We start from the raw sequence: 17,635 nt of genomic DNA on the forward strand, positions 1-17,635 counted from the left end.
GCACAACCTAAGCGAAAAAAGCAACGAGTTGTAGAATTTAATTCAAAATTCCACAACTCCTAGCTCACCAACAGTTAAACGGTCACTTCCGTGTCAGTTGAGCCGCCTCTGGCCCCGGAATAAACTAAACCCCGCTGCATATCCAGCGTCAGCATAGTTCCGTCCCGAATTACGCGCGTGGCATTCTTTACGCCCACCATCACCGGCACGCCCAAGCGCAAACCGATAATCGCGGCGTGAGAAGTCAAACTGTCCTCCTCCGTCACCACACCTGCGGCTTTCCGAATCATCTCCACAAAAGCGACGCTTGTGTGTTCCACTACCAAAATTTCTCCAGGGTGGAAATTGCCTACATCTGCTGCAGTGCGAGCAACCCTGGCCAGGCCACTCACCGATCCCAAACCGACACCGGTGCCTTTGCCTAAAACTGCTGTCACTACTTCAACTTTGATCAAATCCGTCGATCCGGCAACCCCTTGCAGAGTACCGGCGGTCATCACCACTAAATCTCCGTCGCAGACTAACTCTTTTTCCTGAGCGACTGTCATGGCAGAGTGAAATGTCTGGCCGGTGGAGGGCAAATCCAGCACCAGCAAGGGTTTGACTCCCCATACTAATTGCAGTTGTCGGGCTACGTCTACGTGAGGAGTAACTGCCAAAATCGGAGTTTTGGGTCGGAACTTCGAGACATTTCGGGCTGTGGCGCCGGTTTTGGTCAGCGTCATGATGGCAGCGGCGTTCAATTGTTCGGAGATTTGGCTGACTGCTTGGCTGATGCCGTTGGGGATCGATCGACCAATATCTTCTACATTCCTAATATTCCGTTTAATTCCTTCTTTCTCCATCCGCACCGCAATTCTCGCCATTGTCGCCACCGCTTCGACGGGGAACTTGCCGACAGCAGTTTCATTCGATAGCATCACTGCATCAGTTCCGTCCAGAATCGCGTTGGCTACGTCGGAAATCTCGGCGCGGGTGGGACGGGGATTGTTGACCATGCTGTCGAGCATCTGGGTAGCGGTAATTACCGGAATACCCAGGCGGTTGGAGGTAGCAATCAGGCGCTTTTGCAAAATCGGCACGTCTTCGGCGGGCAGTTCCACTCCCAAATCCCCGCGGGCGACCATCACGCCGTTGCAAAGGGTGAGAATTTCCTCCATTTGTTCGATCGCCTCGTGCTTTTCGATCTTGGCAATCACCGGTACTTGCTTGCCCGCACTGGCAATGAGCTCTTTAATTTCGAGCACATCTTGGGGATTCCGCACAAAGCTCAGGGCCACCCAATCGACACCTTGGTCGAGGCCGAACATTAAATCTTTGCGGTCTTTATCAGTCAGCGCTTTAATTGACAGGTAAACTCCCGGAAAATTCACGCCTTTGTTGTTGGAAAGCGGCCCGCCGACGACGACGCGGCAGTACAATTCCCGCGCCGCGCGGTCTACTTTTTCCACCAGCATTTCCACTTTCCCGTCGTCTAGCAGAATCATCGATCCCTCTGGAACTTCCTCTGCTAGGGGGTCGTAGGTGACGGAAGAAATGAGTTCGGTGCCGGGAACCGGGCGGCTGGTGAGAATGAAAGGATCGCCGTTTTTGACAACTATAGATCCTGTCTCAAAGCGCCCTAAACGAATTTTCGGCCCTTGGAGGTCTTGGAGGATGGCAACCGGCTGGTTGAGTTCAAAGGATGTTTGCCGGATTAAGCGAATGCTGCGCTGGTGGTCTTCTTCTGTTCCGTGGGAAAAGTTGAGTCGCAAAGTTGTGGCACCGGCTTCTATGAGCTGGCGCAGCACTTGTGGGTCCGAAGTTGCTGGGCCAATGGTGGCGACGATTTTAGTCCGGCGTAGGGCTTTTGGCAATTGCATCAGCGGTGTTCTGGGGAGGCAGGTGGATTTCTTGTTTAAATTTCGGCTAACGTTTCATCTTTGCACTACAAGCAATGACGCTAGTCTCAAGTCTTAAAAATTTTGATAGTCGTCAAAAAAGCAAGTATTGAACAATATATAGAATATCTGACTTTTTACCGATCGGTAATCTTTTCTTGGGTAGCGCCCTGTTTTGCAAATTTTTCCGCTCTCAGGCTTGACATAAATACAGACATACCCATTGATTTTATTTGGTCTGCTCAGCTCTTTTGGCTAATCTAGCACTGGTATCCTTGTACAACAGGAATACTTTCCTGCTTGTGCAGAGGTTAGTTTCTGGCGATCGGACTTTGTTCTTTCATAAAACTTTACTATTGTCCGGCTTGTATCTTATACTACGCAAGAGTGAAATATTAAGGAGTCTTAACAAAGATGTCGGAGGCAGGACGGCCGCTGACAGTGCCGAAAGAGTTTCTGAGTCCTCCCGGTGACTTGAATCCGACACTACTGCTGTTTTTGAGTGCAGTAGTGATTATCGTGGTTTCTTACTTGGGTTTCTGGTATTGGGAATGGCCCCAATGGTGCTGTTTTTTATTGAACGTGTTGGCTTTGCACATGGCGGGAACTGTGATTCACGATGCGTCTCACAATGCGGCCCACCGCGATCGCACGATCAATGCTATTTTGGGACACGGTAGCGCGCTGATGTTGGGTTTTGCATTTCCGGTGTTTACGCGGGTACATATCCAGCATCACGCCCACGTTAACGATCCCGATAACGATCCAGACCATTATGTTTCGACGGGCGGGCCTTTGTGGTTGATTGCTGCGAGGTTTTTTTACCACGAGATATTCTTTTTTAAGCGCAAACTGTGGCGGAAAAATGAACTTTGGGAATGGTTTTTCAGCCGTTTGTTTGTCGTAGCGGTGGTGTATATTGCCATTCTATACGACAAACTAGGTTACGTGATGAATTTTTGGTTTTCTCCTGCTTTGGTGGTGGGGTTGGCCTTGGGGTTATTTTTTGATTATTTGCCGCACCGTCCGTTTCACGAGCGCGATCGTTGGAAAAATGCCAGAGTATATCCTAGCCCTATTCTAAATATCTTGATTTTGGGGCAGAATTATCATCTGATTCATCACTTGTGGCCTTCGATTCCTTGGTACAATTACAAGCCTGCTTATGAGGCTGTGAAGCCACTGTTAGATGAGAAAGGTTCTCCTCAAACTTTGGGAATATTGGAAGGGAAAAAGGACTTTTGGAGTTTTATATATGACATTTTTTTAGGGATTAGGCTGCATCACAAGAAAGCGTCTGATTGACAAAAAACCCGGTTTCTTTGAGAGACCGGGGTTTTTTTGTGTGGCAGAAGGAAGAAGGCAAAGGCAATTGGGGGTAACGGTTTGAGTAGGGAAACGGTAGTGCCTTTGGTGGTGTCAACTTAAGCTTTTAGTCCGCTGGTTCTCCCACCCGGCAGTCCGCCTGGGAATGAATTCCACGGGGCTTATAGCTAAAGTCCTCTCAAAGACGACTGAAGAACTCATTAGTCCTCTTTGAGAGGACTTTCACTTTGAGGCAGGGGTTTCAACCCCTGACGGACTATCGGTTTTACCTTAAGTTGACACGACGAAAGGTACTGCCGCCTCATGACTGTGGGTAAGATTAATTCCGATGCCAGGGGATTTGATATCAATCCCCTCTCGGGGAAGTGGTAAAGGAGACTCAACACCATACGTCAAGATGCCTTGGAAAAAGGAGTTTCAATCCCCTCTCGGGGAAGTGGTAAAGGAGACCGAAGTTACGATAGAGGTTACGGTTAGCGACAGCTAACGTTTCAATCCCCTCTCGGGGAAGTGGTAAAGGAGACATTATTTTTGTATTAGCATTAACACAAAAGCTTCGGGAGATTTGTGTTTCAATCCCCTCTCGGGGAAGTGGTAAAGGAGACTCCAACGCTCTGGTTTGGAAGCCAGGAGATAGTGAAATGTTTCAATCCCCTCTCGGGGAAGTGGTAAAGGAGACTCCGTCAGAAGGGCAAAAAGAAGGGAAAGGTTTTGTTTCAATCCCCTCTCGGGGAAGTGGTAAAGGAGACATTCAAGGAGTCAAATGAATATCGCGACTATCACGTTGCGTTTCAATCCCCTCTCGGGGAAGTGGTAAAGGAGACGAAGGGCATGAACTACAGGGTCGGAAACACTTTGTTTCAATCCCCTCTCGGGGAAGTGGTAAAGGAGACATTTACAAAAGGAGGAGGTTCAAAAAAAAGTCGGGAAAAATCAGGTTTCAATCCCCTCTCGGGGAAGTGGTAAAGGAGACAAACAGAGGATTTTCGTGCCGAGCTTATTACTGTAAGCGTTTCAATCCCCTCTCGGGGAAGTGGTAAAGGAGACACTTTTGGCAAATTTCACAACCTTTAACGGTGATTGGTGTTTCAATCCCCTCTCGGGGAAGTGGTAAAGGAGACATTCAAGGAGACTTCGATGCCGGCACAATGTCGGTGTTTCAATCCCCTCTCGGGGAAGTGGTAAAGGAGACTCTTGACATCTGTTTGAGAGGGGATATTTTTAAACAGTTTCAATCCCCTCTCGGGGAAGTGGTAAAGGAGACACAACTCTACCTTCTGCGAAATTTGTCAAAAAGAAGGTTTCAATCCCCTCTCGGGGAAGTGGTAAAGGAGACTCTGGTGGAGTTAGCTCCACTGGAACCAGCACAATGATGTTTCAATTCCCTCTCGGGGAAGTGGTAAAGGAGACTCTTCGGCCAGGGAGCCTTACCCAGAAAGGGTTTCAAGCCTCAAATCGACGCACCATTTTTTACCTGTCAATAAGACCGTAAAACCTGCAATAAGCTCAGTTGCTTGCAAGCCGTAACCCTTGGTATGAGAGCAATCGACGCACCTCAACGATAAAATCAGGGTTTTGCCGATCGCCCGAGGTGCGTCGATTGACATTCTGCGACACTGAAACTAGCCGCAGATCCAAAATAAAACTATGCAATTTTCAACGTTCTGGAGCGATCGAGCTTTGCAACTCGCAAACTCACAATACACCTTAACCTGCAACTTGTCAACAAGAATGAGAGTCAAATCGGACGAGATCCCTTTTTGAGTTGTCGGGGCGATCGACAAAATCAAAGAAACCGGGTTTTTGCGGTTTTCGTCGGCTGCATGGCATCTTCTGAGGAAAAAACCCGGTTTCTGGGGGCCCGTGAGTCTAGGAATGTTTGACTTTTTGAGTTTTCGGGGGGCGATCGACTTTCACAATCGCCAAGTCTACTTTTCCCCAGCCACCGCCACCGCTAAATTCCTATCGGGGCGCAAATTTTGAGCTCCCCGCAAATAAGGATGATAAATTTCAGTATGTGCCGGCCAGTTAACGAGAATTAAAAACCGGATGCAGCGTTCCAAAGCACCCTCAACGTGCATTTGCTGTACGTCGAGCAAAGCAACATTACACCAGTGAGGACGTTCGCGGGCGATCGCAGCCGGAAACACAGCATCTAAATCACGAGTAGCAGAAAACGTAGCACTAATAATTAATTCGGGATTTATATCATTTTTTGCTTCTAATTCATCTAACAATTCTCTCACCGCTTCTCGAATTGCTGCCACCGAATTCTCGCTAGCAGTAGTTGCCCCACGAATCCCCCGCACTTGCCACTCCACGCAAATTTCCTCCATTTTAGTCAGTTGTCAGTTGTCAGTTGTCAGTTGTTAGTTGTCAGTTGCTAGTTGTCAGTTGCTAGTTGCAATTACCAATTATTAATTACCAATTACCACTGCCAACTGACTACTGCCCACTGCCAACTGACTATTTAATCACGGGCGATACATCCACAGCGGCAAACCGCTAGTAGAAAGCTCGAATTCCAGCAAATTATTGTAAGCCCAAAGCCCGGATATATCCAGACTACTCCCCAAGACGCGATTTAGGAAAGGTTTTTGTTTTTCTAGCGTGCAAGACTCGGTTTTGTCCGGGTCGAGGCCTGCGAGTTCGGCGGCAAGGCGGCGAGCGTCCTCTTCTGTTCCCAGTCGATCGACCAAACCCAATTCTAAGGCTTGCTGACCGGTAAAAACCCGACCGTCGGCAAAACTTTTGACTTTTTCAACAGCCAATGAACGGGCTGCGGCAACGGTTTCCACGAATTGCTGGTAGCTGGTGTCGATCAAGTCTTGCAGAATTTGCTGTTCGGGATCGGTCAATTCTCGATCGAATGCCAAGATATCTTTATACGGCCCCGATTTAATCACCTGAAAAGAAACACCTACTTTTTCTAACAGCCGTTCTAGATTGTTGCCCCGGATAATCACGCCAATGCTGCCGGTAATTGTACCGGGATTAGCAACGATATGCTCGGCTCCCATGCCGATGTAAACTCCGCCAGAAGCTGAAATATTGCCGAAACTGGCGACAATTTTGACTTTTTCGCGCAAACGCTTGAGTGCGCTGTAAATTTCCTGGGAATCGCCGACAGTGCCGCCGGGGCTGTCTATCCGCAGCAGCAGGGCGGGAAATTTGCGTTCTTCAACGGTTTTGAGAGCTTCTAGGACTCGTTTGCGGGTTTCTCCGGCAATGGCTCCGGTGATTTCGATACGGGCGATTTGTTTGCGGTAGCGGGGCTTGAATGGCCAAATCATGGGCTGTGTACAGGCAATGTTACGGATTTTTGTAGCTAACTTCTTATAGTGTGCCTTATTCATCGGGGTAGATGTTGTGCCTGTGTTCGCAACAGGCTTTCGGGGCTGTTCCACCTTGATTTTGTGGAACGGGCCCGAAAGCCTGTTCCTCATGGCCGAGATTTATGCGATCGCACTTAACCCAACATCAATAATATATAATTGTAAAAATTGCTTAACAAATCTACATCATTCTCCTGAGAGCCACTCTCATCAATTATTTGGAGTCTCCGCCATGCAGCTAAAACTTACCGATTCTAAACTGCCTTTTGCCCCGCTGTTGCTAATTGCGCCGTTTTTCCTCTGGGGAACCGCGATGGTAGCGATGAAGGGGGTGATGCCGCACACAACGCCGCTGTTTGTGGCATTCGTGCGTTTAGTACCTGCGGGCGTGTTAGTGCTGCTGGCGGCGGCATTCATGGGAAAACCGCAGCCGCAGGGTTGGAAAGCTTGGCTGTGGATTTCGCTGTTTGCTTTGGTTGACGCTACTTTGTTTCAAGGCTTTTTAGCCGAAGGTTTGGCGAGAACCGGTGCGGGCTTGGGTTCGGTGATGATTGATTCTCAACCGCTAGCTGTGGCGATTTTGTGTTTGTGGCTGTTTCAAGAAAAAATAGGTTTTTGGGGCTGGTTGGGATTAGTTATTGGCGTTGCGGGCATCAGTTTGATCGGGTTGCCCGATGGCTGGATTTTGGGGCTTTTGCATCCTGAAAACGCGCCGGTTTCTGCGGGTATCGAACAGTTGTTTCAGGGTGGAGAATGGTTGATGCTGTTGGCTGCTTTGTCGATGGCTGTGGGTACGGTTTTGGTGCGCTGGGTTTGCCGTTATGTTGACCCGGTGGTGGCGACTGGTTGGCACATGATTTTGGGCGGTTTGCCGCTGTTGGCAATTTCGGCTGCAACTGAGTCTGAGCAGTTTGTGAATATCGATTTTTCCGGCTGGATGGCGTTAGGTTATTCTACCGTGTTCGGAAGTGCGATCGCCTACGGTTTATTCTTTTATTTTGCTTCCAGTGGCAGTCTAACAAGTTTGAGTTCTCTTACCTTTCTTACGCCTGTATTTGCTTTGGTGTTCGGCAACTTGTTGTTGGGCGAAGTCCTCAATCCGCTGCAATCGATGGGAGTTGGGCTGACTTTGGTGAGTATTTATTTGATCAACCAGCGGGATACTTTGGGTGATAAATTGCGAAAAGTGCGGCACGGTGAAGCGAGTGCAGAAGTTGAAACAGCAGGATTGTTAGAGTCGTCTGATTTGAATTCTGTAGAATTACCCGTGCAGTTGCGGGTTAGCGAACTGGAATCAGAAGTTTAGCGCTTTGAGAAATTTAGGGAGAATTGGTTAATTCTTGAATTAACTGATTTGGAGTTACAATCCTAGGAGTAATAACCGGAAAATCTCGCGGGTTGCGGGTGACAATGGCATCAATTCGATTGATTACAGCAGTGCTGTACTGAATCGCATCTTCAAAATCCTTGAAGTTGCAAGTTAATGCCATTGAAATAACTGAGTTATCTACTGTTGCGACTTGACAAAATGTGGCTAACTGCCGCCAAAAATCCAGCGTCCAATCGCGGCCTCTGTCTCTGCGGATAATATAGTAAAGATAGCTAAAAGTAGAGGCTGAAATATAGCCTTGAATTTGTGCTTCTTCAGCTAAGGTTAAAATGCGATCGCTCTCAGCAGAGAAAGGTTCTCGCTCAAGCGCAACATCTACTATTATATTGGTGTCTATCAGGATTTTCACAAGTTATGTTTTTCCTTTAAATATTCCCATTTTGCTTGTTTGTCTGGATCTTCAAAATCCAGCGGTTCCGGTACAGCATCTCGATCGAATAAACCTTGAAATGCCTTCACGTTAGTTTTAAACTTTTTTTTAGCTGCTTCAGGTGCGATCGCATTTTCTGACGCGCTGACTTGTTTAACCGTATCAGGTAGCTGCAAGACGATGATTTCTACATCTCCCGGCGGCATATCCACGGATTCCAAAACTACCAAGTTGCCAGTTGCATCGATTTTACCTCTAAGTTTGTATGCTTGCATGGTAATCTCCGATAACTATGTTTCTATTATAGGACATAACAACCTGCTGCATTACCAATCCTCTTCACCACCAATCTTAATATCTCTGCTTTTAATCTCTTCTATAAAAAAGTTTAAACTGGGATTTTCTGGGTAATGGTTCATCAAAACTTTATGCTTGCGATAGGGTTTTGAAATTATTCGATAATATTCAGGATTTTTAGCATCGATCCTAAACTTGTGTTTTTTATAAACTTGCGGATTTAAAGTATCGAGACAGTTCTTAAATTGAGATTTTTTCTTTTTGTCGGTATAATACAGTGGAAGCAACCAACACTCTATAGAATGTACGGAGATGGCAAATATAATTTTTTGTTGATATTTGCTGTAAAAATTATCGCCTATCGCACTTCTAAACTTTTCAATAACTTTTGCAATTAACTGCTGGGGAGTAAACTCACCGTTTTCATCTTGCTTGGGGATATTATAATCTTCTGAAACATCCGTATCGATTTGGATAATGATATAGTCAATAAATTGCAAGGCTTCTTGAAAATCTCTTGACTTACAATAATTAAAAACTAGAGTCCAGCCGCCGTATGTGGATTTATTCTCATTGTCTTTATCTCTTTCTGGTTGAAGTTGTCTGATATCTAAATCTGGACTATTGAAATATCCAGCTAAAATATTCTCAATAACAATCTGGTCAGTAAGTCCCTCTGTAACCAATCCAAAACTAATCATATTAAAAATTTTTAGGAAGTCCGCCGATATAGCCCCTCAAAAATGCCTCTGATAATTCTACTGGTTCTTGGCCCTCTAGAGGTTTGGGGCCCAGAATGCGTCTGGCTTTAGTATAACCTAATTGGTTGCGAGAAATCACAAGCAGTCGCTGTTCGTCATCCTCTAAATCCAAACCGTCCAAAACTGCCGGGTTGTGGGTTGTAAAGATGACTTGTTTATCATGTTTCTTGGCTAGTTCGACTAATTCTTGCATTAATCGGCGGCACAATCTGGGGTTAAGAGAAGCATCAATGTTATCAATTGCAAAAAATTTGGGAGTGATATCGCTGATAAACAAGGTAAAGTAAAACAGTAACAATAAAAAGCCTTCATTCGAGCTTCTTTGGTCGAAATAACTTAAATCCTTATCTAAGTACCTATCTTGGATTTGGATAGAAGTTTGCATTGCTGCTAAATTTTGAGGAACTTCAAAATCTTTAAACCAATCTATTAAGCGCAGCTTTTGTTTGATTTCATCAAGCTTGTCTTGATTTTTATCTGAATTCAAAAAGTTAATAAGTTTAAATAGACCTTCACCCTTAATGCCTAATGGTTGAATTTGACCTTCTTTTTCAAAAGTTCTTAAGGCTTGGTTTTCAGGAGAATAAATTATAAAATTATTGAGAGAAATTATCAGCGAAAATGATTGCAACTCTTTTGCAAATTTTGATAGTTCTTGTTGTGAAAAATTTGTTTCTTCTCCTAATAAAATAGAGCGGATTTTTTCGTCGCCACCGTATTTGTCACTCACACTCTTAACAGCAGTTTTGAGAAATGTTTCAAGATCGCCCAAAAAGTTTTTCCTAACCCACTGAGAATAGGGAGAATTATCATTTTGTAAAATACAACTGAATGGTTGTACCTCATTCCCTTTTAAGTCAATTTTGATATCTTTAATCAAATTGTCAATTTCAAAAGCCGATCGCATAAATTGAGGTTCTGTCACTCTGATGCCCCGAGAAGCTAAAAACTCGTTATCCAGCTTGTCATCGGCCGCAGCAGAAGCAAGGGCGATCGCCTCTAGGATATTGCTCTTTCCGCAACCATTTTCACCGATCAATACAGTTACTCGTCCTAATTCTAGCTTCAGCTTTTGAATGGACTTATAATTTTCGATTCTGACTTCTCCAATCATAATTCAATCCCATATAATCTTAATGTACTCATTGTATCTCCGATCGCATGAATCTCAAAGAACGCCTGCACAGCCATCTGATTCAAATTGTACGCGATCGCAACCCATACCTCGCATCCGAAGGGCATTTTTATGCTCAGCAATACATCCGCGAACAGTGGGCACAGTGGGGAACTGTAAAAATTGACGATTTTTCGGTTCGCGGGCGAATTCATCACAATTTTATCTTGGATTTACCCCCCCTCAGTCCCCCCCTTGCTAAGGGGGGAAAGCAAGAAAAGAAGCAAGAAAAGCCGATCGTAATTGGTGCTCATTACGATACTGTACCCGGAACGCCTGGGGCCGATGATAATGCTACAGGTGTTGCTGTTTTGCTGGAACTCGCAAGGGATATCGCATCTGCGCCGCTCAAATATCCAGTGCAATTAGTCGCCTTCGATATGGAAGAATACGGCTGTTTGGGCAGCAGTCATCATGCAGCTAAATACAAGCAACAGCAAAAGTCAATCCGGTTAATGATTTCTTTGGAAATGTTGGGTTATTGCAACCATAATTCTAATTCTCAAAGCTATCCCGCTGGGTTGAAATATTTTTATCCAAATAGTGGCAATTTTATTGCTTTAATTGGCACTTTGCGGACGGTTCCCGATTTGATTAATTTGAGTGGCAAAATTCGCAAATCGGGTCAGCCCTGCGAGTGGCTGCCGGTGCCGAATCGAGGTTTAATTGTACCGGATACTCGCCGCAGCGATCATGTTCCTTTTTGGGATAATGGTGATCCGGCTATTATGGTGACTGATACTGCTAATATGCGAAATCCGCACTATCATCGAGAAAGCGATCGGATTGAAACTTTGGATTTGGATTTTCTGGCGGGTGTTTGTCAGGGATTGGTTGAGGCTATTCGATATATATAGCAGTTTTATTTTAACGAACCGCGAAGGCGCGAAGGGCGCGAAGGAAGGAAAGAGAAGATGAGAGAGAAATAGATATGATTTTTATGAGTCTGAGGTTCTGAATTTTATGAAATTTATGAATTGACTTGCCGATATTTTTGTTTAATAATTCTGAATCAGTCAAACAATAAAACTCAGGAAAAAGATATGAATGCTGTTTTTGACGATCGCACTCGCTGGCAATTTTGGATCGATCGCGGTGGCACTTTTACTGATATTGTCGCCAAGAACCCCGACGGTAAATTAGTCATTCACAAGCTGCTGTCGGAAAACCCGGAACGCTACACCGACGCGGCAGTTCAAGGAATCCGCGATATTTTAGGAATTGGCGCAGATTTTCCGATACCCGCTGCACAAATTGAAGCGATTAAAATGGGGACGACGGTGGCGACAAATGCTTTGCTGGAACGAAAGGGCGATCGCACAATTCTGTTAATTACTAAAGGTTTCGGCGATGCGCTGAGAATTGGTTATCAGAACCGCCCGAATATTTTCGCGCGTCACATTGTTTTGCCCCAAATGCTGTACGATCGAGTTATTGAAGTTGCGGAACGCTACAGCGCTCAAGGTGAGGAGTTAACTGCTGTCAATCCCGAGTTTATCCCGTGTTTGCAGCAAGCATACGATGAGGGAATTCGCAGTTGTGCGATCGTCTTCATGCACGGCTACCGCTACTCGGAACACGAAAAACAAGTTGCTAAAATAGCCCGAGAAATTGGTTTTACTCAAATTTCAGTATCTCACGAAGTTAGCCCGCTGATGAAACTGGTTTCGCGGGGAGATACTGCGGTTGTCGATGCTTATTTATCTCCGATTTTACGGCGTTATGTCGAACAAGTAACCAGTCAATTATCTCCTGTAGGGGCGGTGCCCCCGTGCCCGCCCTCCCCGTGCCCGCCACCCAAATTAATGTTTATGCAGTCCAACGGCGGCTTAGTGGAAGCGACACAATTTCAAGGAAAAAACAGTATTTTATCCGGGCCTGCTGGGGGAATTGTCGGTGCGGTTCAAACGAGCAAAAAGGCAGGTTTTGATAAAATTATTACCTTTGATATGGGCGGAACTTCCACAGATGTTGCCCATTTTAACGGCGAATACGAACGCGAATTTGAGACGGAAATTGCTGGGGTGAGATTGCGATCGCCCGTGATGGCAATTCACACTGTCGCAGCCGGCGGCGGTTCAATTGTCTTTTTTGACGGGGCTCGCTACCGCGTCGGGCCGGAGTCTGCGGGGGCCAATCCTGGGCCCGCTTGCTATCGCAAAGGCGGCCCTTTGACTGTGACTGATTGCAATGTGATGTTGGGGAAAATTCAACCGGATTTTTTCCCGAAAGTATTTGGATTGAATGGAGATTTGCCGATCGCCCCTGACGTAGTAAAGCAAAAATTTGGGCAATTAGCGGGGGAAATTGGGGGCGAGAGGACGGCGGAACAGGTGGCGGAGGGTTTTTTGGCGATCGCGGTGGAAAAGATGGCAAATGCTGTCAAAAAAATCTCGCTTCAGCGCGGTTACGATGTTTCGGAGTATACATTGTGCTGTTTCGGCGGTGCGGGCGGCCAACACGCTTGTGCGATCGCCGATGCTTTGGGGATGAAACGGGTATTTATTCACCCTTATGCGGGCGTGTTGTCGGCTTACGGTATGGGTTTGGCTGATGTGCGGGCTATTCGCGAAAGGGCGATCGAGCAACAATTAAATGCAGCATTATTACCTGATTTGCATTATATTTTAACCGAATTGGAGGCAGATGGAAAGAGGGAATTGAACCGCAGAGGCGCAGATAACACAGAGGATAAGTCAGAGGTTTTAGTTGTTAAGAAGTTGCGCTTAAAATATCAGGGAAGTGACTCGGTTTTGGCGGTAAATTTTGCTGACAAGATTGAGGTAATGCAGGCTGAATTTGAAGCAGCCCACCGACAGCGTTACAGTTTTATTATGCCAGAAAAACCGCTGATTGTGGAAGCGGTTTCGGTGGAAGTTGTAGAAAGAATGGATGTGCCGGAAGCCTCCACAATTTCCCCCTCTTGTGGCACGGGCATCTTGCCCGTGCAACCAATTTCAACCGTGCAAATGTATGTTGCTGGCGGGTGGCGGGCAACGCCTGTTTATCAGAGAGATGATTTGCGATCGCACGACTGCATTAGCGGCCCTGCTATGATTGTTGAGGCAACGGGAACTAATATCATAGAACCGGGCTGGGAAGCGGAAATAACCGAAAATAACGATCTAATTTTGAACCGCCGATGCACGCAGATGGACGCAGATAGTATCCGCGTTCATCCGCGTTTATCTGCGGTTACATCCGATCCAGTTTTGCTGGAAATTTTTAATAATTTGTTTCGGGCGATCGCCGAACAAATGGGCGTCACATTGCAAAACACAAGTTCCTCAGTCAACATCAAAGAACGCCTCGACTTTTCCTGTGCAATTTTCGACAAAAACGGGCAATTAGTTGCCAACGCCCCGCACATTCCCGTACATCTCGGCTCGATGAGCGAAAGCGTTGAAGCTTTAATTTTAGCACGAGGCAATGCGATTCAACCGGGCGATGTTTATGTTTCTAACAATCCCTACAACGGCGGCACGCATTTACCCGATATCACCGTTATTACTCCAGTATTCGATCGCGATTCCTCCCTTCCTTTGTTTTATGTTGCCTCGCGGGGACACCACGCCGACATCGGCGGCATTACTCCCGGTTCCATGCCTCCTAACAGTACAACAGTAACTGAAGAAGGTATATTGCTTGACAATTTCCTGTTAGTAAGCGAGGGCAATTTTCGAGAAAAAGAATTACTAGAACTTTTGACAGCGGGTAATTTTCCTGTTCGCAATTCCGCTCAAAATCTAGCCGATTTGCAAGCACAAATTGCTGCTAACAAGCGCGGCGCAGAAGAACTTCTCAAGATGGTAGAGCATTATGGATTAAAGACTGTGCAAGCTTATATGGGCTTCGTACAAGACAATGCTGAGGAGTCGGTACGCAGGGTAATTGATGTTTTGCAAGATGGCGAGTTTACTTATCCGATGGATAGTGGCGGACAAATTAAGGTAGCGATTACAATTGACAAATCTGCGCGCAGTGCAAAAATAGATTTTACTGGCACTTCAGGTCAACAAACTAACAATTTTAATGCTCCCGCAGCCGTCTGCAAAGCGGCTGTTTTGTATGTTTTCCGCACGTTGGTAGATGACGATATTCCTCTAAATGCGGGCTGTTTGAAACCTCTCGAAATCATCAATCCCGAAGGCTGTATGCTGAATCCTCGCTATCCAGCGGCGGTAGTTGCCGGAAATGTGGAAACATCGCAGAATATTACGGATGCTTTGTATTGTGCTTTGGGAGTGATGGCGGCTTCTCAGGGAACTATGAATAATTTTACATTTGGAAATCAGCGCTATCAATATTATGAAACTATTTGCGGCGGTTCGGGTGCTGGTGCAGATTTTGACGGTACTGATGCGGTGCAAACTCACATGACTAATTCGCGTTTAACTGACCCAGAAGTATTAGAATGGCGCTTTCCGGTGTTGTTAGAAAGTTTTGCAATCCGGGCTAATAGCGGCGGGAATGGATATCATCGCGGGGGGAATGGAGTTGTGCGGCGAGTACGATTTCGGGAGGCAATGACGGCGGGAATTTTATCGGGGCGGCGGGTGATTTCTCCCTGCGGTTTGAATGGGGGTGAAGTGGGGAAAGTAGGGCGGAATTATGTTGAAAGAGTTGATGGAAAAGTTGAGGATTTGGGGAGTACGGCGAGTGTGGAAATGCAGTCGGGGGATGTGTTTGTCATTGAGACTCCGGGGGGTGGAGGATACGGTTATTTATAGTAGTAATATCAACTCCGCTAGGATCGGAATTAATATTACCTACAGTCAGGAAACCGCGAGTGCTTAAGTCCCTACAATTAATTGAGTAGGGAATTAGGCACTCGCTGTTTCCTCGGTATCATTCTGATGCTACTGGAAACGAGATAACCCACATTCCGCACCCTCAACTGGCACACACGCAGTTGGGGTGCTCCGTCCGAGTCTCTCGTCCGAGATAATAATCAAAAATACCCGCGACCTGTTGGGTCACAATCGCATCGACCTGTTGGGGCAAGTTGAAAATTAACTGCTTTCGGGCAAATCCTAGATTCTCGATATCTAACAACACCTTCATCCGTCATAATTAACTATTAATCGACAGCAGATATTTCCAGCAGCCTGATAATTACACATCACTACTGAATCAAATATTTATGAAATTTCTGTCAGTTTTGCTCATCAAACAAACTGCTCGATCTCAGATTAATAAATAATAAGACTTACAGGAGAGCGGCAGCAAGTTCAATATAGCCATTCGCTCGGCTGTTAAATTAGAAATTTGTTGAATCCCTTGTAGGCTCACCAGATGAATTGATTGAAATATCTGGCAAATCCAACGGAGCGTCGGTCGATTAGTTTGTTTGCCCAACTGATTTTTCAATTGGGAATTAGTGCGTTGCAAACTGTGACGCAGTAACCTTTGACCTAAAGTATAGACTAACAAACACAAACCCATTACCAATGCCAAAGCTTCGATTCTTTCCGGCGACTTGAGAAATACACTGTCCGTAAAAAACAGCGGATCTTTCAAGAACCCAAACCCTCTTTCTGCTGACTGCTGTTCTTTGTATTTCACAATCATATCGTCAGGCTCTAATTGCTGAGTTTCCAGCACATTAGTGGCGAGAATAAACCTGCCACAGGCTTTGGTTTCTTTGGCGATCGCACCTGTATCTGGTTCCAGTTTTGCTTGAACTTTAAATCTCTGTTTCGAGCTGGATTTCTCGCGAGCATTTGGATCGTTAGTATTAGTCTTTACTGTAATTTCTTTGCTACTAACTTGGGTGATATTGTAAAATTTTAGTTGTTTGGATAAGCGATGAGCTGCGGCGGCAGCGTCGGCGGCACAAGCAAATTCAATTTTTGAGAGTTCTTGCAGTTTATTCTCAGCTTCAGCCTGGGCTTTTTTGAGTTTTTTTTCGAGTTTTTGTCGGTCTGAATCGCGTCGCAAACTGCTCTCTACTACTAGCCATCTTTGTTCAATTCCACCATAATTACTTTTGTGTTCTGACCAGCTATATCCACTCACAGAACTGGGGGTAAATTCTGCTTCATTTAACTGAGATACCAGTTGCTGCGCTTGCTTGATACTCAACGGTACGCGGGTTAACCATCTTAAATTGGTTAACATTTCTAAGTTAGGAGCTGAATATAATGCACTATCTGCAACCATTAAACTGTCAAGGTTTAACTGTTGTTTAAACTCCTGACAAATTGATGCGAATATGGCTCGATCTGATTCATTTCCCGAACCCACCCGTAAAAATAGCGGTACATCTCCATCGCTACTACAAATTAAATCTAAAATGAATTGTTTTAAGTCGGGTCTGCGATCGCGGGAGTAGCCGTAGGTAATCTTAATTGGCACGGCAGATGACACGGGTTTAGTTGACTCGCTATCTTCGCTATCTTCGCTATCTAGCGCCGTTTCTGGCTCGATAACAGATACAGATGGTAGCTCGGATTCGTATTTGCCATGCAGGTGAAAGGAAGTTGAATCTAAATGGGATGTCTCTGTATCGAGCTCAAATTTTTGAGCTGCTGAAGCGGCAATAGTTGTAAATATTTGGCTGCTGCCTGCTAAATATAGCTTGTCTAATACTCTACCTAAACGGTATTCATTCAGGTGTGATGCTTGAATACCTTCACCCATTAAATGTTCGAGCGCTTTGCCTTCAAAAAATTTAGGAAATAAGTATAATGGAGCGGAAACAAGCCCTAACCCATTGATAATCATTGCTTTGACTGCTAGACCTGGACTGACAATCTCACCCGGTTGTTCCCCTACTAACTCATTGATTTTTTGGACAATTTCTATTTCATCAACTAGACCTGCTATTAAACCAAGATGGTCGAGGTTAGAGACGGCGAGTTCAGTTGCTTGATGCACGGGTTTCATTCGATCGAGCGAATTGTTTGCTACTTGAGTTTAGACTATTTTTATCCTCCGCGTCGCACGGGGGATAATTGGTTTTTGTTGTTAATTTACACGCTCGTACATTTTCCAACTGAATCGATCGCTTGCTCGATCACCTGACACGGCAGGCGAGAGTATTTCTACTCATCTAGAGCCGACTGATCGACTCGGACGGGGCACCCCAACTGCGTGTGTG

The 17,635-nt window shown here is 45.6% G+C and carries 13 protein-coding genes and 1 CRISPR repeat array; of the genes, 4 read left to right on the forward strand and 9 right to left on the reverse strand.

Features of this window, described 5'->3' with window-relative positions; translation table 11 throughout:
* Positions 1–74: 74 nt before the first annotated feature.
* A complete protein-coding gene (gene pyk, locus OSC7112_RS19525) occupies positions 75–1,862 on the reverse strand; it encodes a pyruvate kinase (RefSeq protein ID WP_015177519.1) in 1,788 nt (595 codons plus the stop codon).
* Positions 1,863–2,294: 432 nt separating this feature from the next.
* Between pyk and crtR the strand changes: the two genes are divergently transcribed.
* Positions 2,295–3,185 (forward strand): beta-carotene hydroxylase, encoded by an 891-nt coding sequence (gene crtR, locus OSC7112_RS19530; protein WP_015177520.1) that lies wholly within the window; start codon positions 2,295–2,297, stop codon positions 3,183–3,185.
* A gap of 364 nt (positions 3,186–3,549) precedes the next feature.
* Positions 3,550–4,616: a CRISPR direct-repeat array (repeat unit 36 nt; unit sequence GTTTCAATCCCCTCTCGGGGAAGTGGTAAAGGAGAC).
* A 17-nt stretch (positions 4,617–4,633) separates the two neighbouring features.
* Here the strand turns inward: crtR and OSC7112_RS38395 are convergent.
* The 3 genes from OSC7112_RS38395 to sppA form a co-directional block, all read right to left on the reverse strand.
* Positions 4,634–4,813 carry a hypothetical protein gene (locus OSC7112_RS38395; protein ID WP_150111563.1) on the reverse strand — a complete coding sequence of 60 codons (180 nt, stop codon included), beginning with the start codon at positions 4,811–4,813 and terminating at the stop codon, positions 4,634–4,636.
* Between the two features lie 321 nt (positions 4,814–5,134).
* Positions 5,135–5,542 (reverse strand): chorismate mutase, encoded by a 408-nt coding sequence (gene aroH, locus OSC7112_RS19535; RefSeq protein WP_015177521.1) that lies wholly within the window; start codon positions 5,540–5,542, stop codon positions 5,135–5,137.
* A gap of 138 nt (positions 5,543–5,680) precedes the next feature.
* The gene (gene sppA, locus OSC7112_RS19540) at positions 5,681–6,499 is read right to left on the reverse strand and encodes a signal peptide peptidase SppA (protein ID WP_015177522.1); all 819 of its coding nucleotides are present in this window, start codon (positions 6,497–6,499) and stop codon (positions 5,681–5,683) included.
* A 274-nt stretch (positions 6,500–6,773) separates the two neighbouring features.
* Here sppA and OSC7112_RS19545 point away from each other — a divergent pair, with 274 nt between their 5' ends.
* Positions 6,774–7,847 carry a DMT family transporter gene (locus OSC7112_RS19545; protein ID WP_015177523.1) on the forward strand — a complete coding sequence of 358 codons (1,074 nt, stop codon included), beginning with the start codon at positions 6,774–6,776 and terminating at the stop codon, positions 7,845–7,847.
* 13 nt (positions 7,848–7,860) lie between these two features.
* Here the strand turns inward: OSC7112_RS19545 and OSC7112_RS19550 are convergent, their stop codons facing one another.
* From OSC7112_RS19550 to OSC7112_RS19565, 4 genes are read right to left on the reverse strand one after another with little or no spacing between them, the layout of a single operon-like run.
* A complete protein-coding gene (locus OSC7112_RS19550) occupies positions 7,861–8,280 on the reverse strand; it encodes a type II toxin-antitoxin system VapC family toxin (protein WP_015177524.1) in 420 nt (139 codons plus the stop codon).
* A complete protein-coding gene (locus tag OSC7112_RS19555) occupies positions 8,277–8,576 on the reverse strand; it encodes a hypothetical protein (protein ID WP_015177525.1) in 300 nt (99 codons plus the stop codon). Before OSC7112_RS19555 ends, OSC7112_RS19550 begins: the two co-directional genes overlap by 4 nt.
* 51 nt (positions 8,577–8,627) lie before the next feature.
* Entirely contained in the window at positions 8,628–9,299 is a 672-nt protein-coding gene (locus OSC7112_RS19560) for a hypothetical protein (RefSeq protein WP_015177526.1), read from the reverse strand.
* 1 nt (position 9,300) lies between these two features.
* Positions 9,301–10,473, reverse strand: a complete 1,173-nt coding sequence (locus tag OSC7112_RS19565) for an AAA family ATPase (protein ID WP_015177527.1) — start codon at positions 10,471–10,473, stop codon at positions 9,301–9,303.
* Positions 10,474–10,520: 47 nt separating this feature from the next.
* Between OSC7112_RS19565 and OSC7112_RS19570 the strand changes: the two genes are divergently transcribed.
* Together OSC7112_RS19570 and OSC7112_RS19575 are read left to right on the forward strand one after the other, a co-directional pair.
* A complete protein-coding gene (locus tag OSC7112_RS19570) occupies positions 10,521–11,390 on the forward strand; it encodes a M20/M25/M40 family metallo-hydrolase (protein WP_015177528.1) in 870 nt (289 codons plus the stop codon).
* Between the two features lie 186 nt (positions 11,391–11,576).
* The gene (locus tag OSC7112_RS19575) at positions 11,577–15,263 is read left to right on the forward strand and encodes an oxoprolinase family protein (protein WP_015177529.1); all 3,687 of its coding nucleotides are present in this window, start codon (positions 11,577–11,579) and stop codon (positions 15,261–15,263) included.
* Positions 15,264–15,720: 457 nt separating this feature from the next.
* Here the strand turns inward: OSC7112_RS19575 and OSC7112_RS19580 are convergent, their stop codons facing one another.
* Complete coding sequence (locus tag OSC7112_RS19580) at positions 15,721–17,412, reverse strand: IS1634 family transposase (protein ID WP_150111640.1); 1,692 nt, start codon at positions 17,410–17,412, stop codon at positions 15,721–15,723.
* Between the last annotated feature and the right edge of the window lie 223 nt (positions 17,413–17,635).

The sequence above is a fragment of the Oscillatoria nigro-viridis PCC 7112 genome (assembly GCF_000317475.1).
Lineage (GTDB): Bacteria > Cyanobacteriota > Cyanobacteriia > Cyanobacteriales > Microcoleaceae > Microcoleus > Microcoleus nigroviridis.

Excerpts from the sequence above, each read along its gene's own strand:
- pyk (WP_015177519.1), bottom strand. The coding sequence starts at position 1,862 with ATGCAATTGCCAAAAGCCCTACGCCGGACTAAAATCGTCGCCACCATT.
- OSC7112_RS19555 (WP_015177525.1), bottom strand. The coding sequence starts at position 8,576 with ATGCAAGCATACAAACTTAGAGGTAAAATCGATGCAACTGGCAACTTG.
- crtR (WP_015177520.1), top strand. The coding sequence starts at position 2,295 with ATGTCGGAGGCAGGACGGCCGCTGACAGTGCCGAAAGAGTTTCTGAGT.
- OSC7112_RS19575 (WP_015177529.1), top strand. The coding sequence starts at position 11,577 with ATGAATGCTGTTTTTGACGATCGCACTCGCTGGCAATTTTGGATCGAT.
- OSC7112_RS19570 (WP_015177528.1), top strand. The coding sequence starts at position 10,521 with ATGAATCTCAAAGAACGCCTGCACAGCCATCTGATTCAAATTGTACGC.
- OSC7112_RS19565 (WP_015177527.1), bottom strand. The coding sequence starts at position 10,473 with ATGATTGGAGAAGTCAGAATCGAAAATTATAAGTCCATTCAAAAGCTG.
- aroH (WP_015177521.1), bottom strand. The coding sequence starts at position 5,542 with ATGGAGGAAATTTGCGTGGAGTGGCAAGTGCGGGGGATTCGTGGGGCA.
- OSC7112_RS19545 (WP_015177523.1), top strand. The coding sequence starts at position 6,774 with ATGCAGCTAAAACTTACCGATTCTAAACTGCCTTTTGCCCCGCTGTTG.
- OSC7112_RS19560 (WP_015177526.1), bottom strand. The coding sequence starts at position 9,299 with ATGATTAGTTTTGGATTGGTTACAGAGGGACTTACTGACCAGATTGTT.
- sppA (WP_015177522.1), bottom strand. The coding sequence starts at position 6,499 with ATGATTTGGCCATTCAAGCCCCGCTACCGCAAACAAATCGCCCGTATC.
- OSC7112_RS38395 (WP_150111563.1), bottom strand. The coding sequence starts at position 4,813 with ATGTCAATCGACGCACCTCGGGCGATCGGCAAAACCCTGATTTTATCG.